We start from the raw sequence: 1,678 nt of genomic DNA on the forward strand, positions 1-1,678 counted from the left end.
ACATGCATATGGTAGGTAAAAACTCCCAGAGCGGCAAGTGCCCGTAACAAGTCGATGGCAATAATATTTTGCATCGGTTTTTTCTCAGCCATTTACCTGTTTAATCGTATTTAAAAGTAATTCTTCGGGTACCACAATGTCGCCCCAGCCTGCGCCGGCGGGCTTATCACCAGCAACGTACCAATAGTTTAATTTAAGAGCCGAGGACAAAGTGTAATAACAGTCCGTCCGGAAATAATCCGGCGAAAAAATTTCAATCACAGCAGTATGATCCGGGCTGAAAAGCAAATTGCTTAACGCCGCCCCGTGTACGCCGATCACAACTTTTACCTGTTGCATCAAGTCAACCTGTTCATCAATGGTCAATTGGTCGGGATCGATTATTTCGAACCCGTTGTTTTGGAGTGTTTGTATAAGGACATCTTCGTTAAGCACCATCCTTTCGGCAACGGCTCCACGTTTAAAGTAGATTTTCTTCGATGGACTTTTTGCTTTCCCTGGTTTGATGAGTTTATCCCGCAGGTAATCAATGGCCCACTGCGGTGACCGCCCCTCGCTGCCCGGTAGTGAGGCCACATACAAATGATCAAAATGAAGCTTTTCGCTTTCATTGATCAATAGAATTTTTTCCTTCCGGATGCCAAAATGCGGCAAAACGTCAAGGAATTTTTGCGGTACTTTCGAGGAGATGCAAAAATGATCTATCTGATCTAAAACTGATTCGTAAATCTTTACCCGCGGCAGCACATCATTCAGCCAGTGATAATAATTATGGCTCTCAGGCGACACCAGTACCGCGCCATTGCCAATTACTTTTTGTGCCTTGCCTGTGAATGTATAAAACGGGTTTTTCCGCAGAAACTTTTTTAAGGTTGATATCCCAAAATGGTGGCTAAACTCCTGGAAAACCTGGTGATCAGCGGTCAACACCAATCCTTTATGGCCCATTAAATAGGTGTTCTGCAGGTAAAACAACGAGGCTTTTTCTATTGGATAATTCCGGTTGAGATAGAAAGCCTTTTCATTTGGTGTGCCCAGTGTTTTTGGTTCGCCGTGTTGAAAAAAGTTTGCCTCAAAAATAGTTTTTACCCATGGGCCACGCTGTGCAAAATAGACGCCTTTTCGCTCTTTTTGTTCTGCTATCCAATCCGTGCATGAAGTAATAATATGTTTTGGAAAAACAAACGGAAATTGCCTTGCCCAGAAAATGAGGTTTGCTTTCAGGCCCATGATGCTTTAAAACGTTGCTGCCAGTAGGCCATAAAGCGCACCGGTTTCCATCCCAAAATGTTGGCTAAGGTATGCCCTGCCGGGCCCCCCATATATTTTTCGCCTTTATAGCCCAGGTCGGTTGCCTTTTGGATGCAATAACCCGATAATTCCTTAAATCGGGGATCAGCCGCCACGCCCGTCCACCAAAAATGGCGGGCAAAAATACGGTCAAGTACCGGCTCGCTTGTACGCGCCTTTAAGTACCCGTATTTCAGGTTGAGAGATTCGACAATATTTTCAAACGCTTCGGCATTTTGTAAATATAATTTAATGCCGTCATATTCGTATGTGCCTACTAATGTCTTATTTTCGGCATTATACGGATTTTTATATAAAAAAGGGTTCTTGTAAAGGTCTGTATTATCATATAAATATTCTTTAACTGCCCCTACAATTCTGTATTCCC

At 43.3% G+C, this 1,678-nt stretch carries 2 protein-coding genes; both read right to left on the reverse strand.

Annotated features, from left to right (window positions below):
• Positions 1 to 84 precede the first annotated feature (84 nt).
• Positions 85 to 1,230: a glycosyltransferase family 61 protein gene (locus QZY09_RS18555; RefSeq protein WP_295674767.1), complete on the reverse strand. Its 1,146-nt coding sequence runs from the start codon at positions 1,228 to 1,230 to the stop codon at positions 85 to 87.
• The coding region (locus tag QZY09_RS18560) for a hypothetical protein (RefSeq protein WP_295674768.1) at positions 1,221 to 1,678 on the reverse strand (458 nt) is incomplete at its 5' end. The genes QZY09_RS18560 and QZY09_RS18555, both read right to left, overlap by 10 nt.

The sequence above is a fragment of the uncultured Mucilaginibacter sp. genome (genome assembly GCF_903913935.1).
Taxonomy (GTDB): Bacteria; Bacteroidota; Bacteroidia; order Sphingobacteriales; family Sphingobacteriaceae; genus Mucilaginibacter.

What these genes read in the sequence shown, in the direction of transcription:
- QZY09_RS18555 (WP_295674767.1), bottom strand. Translation starts at nt 1,230, where the DNA reads ATGGGCCTGAAAGCAAACCTCATTTTCTGGGCAAGGCAATTTCCGTTT.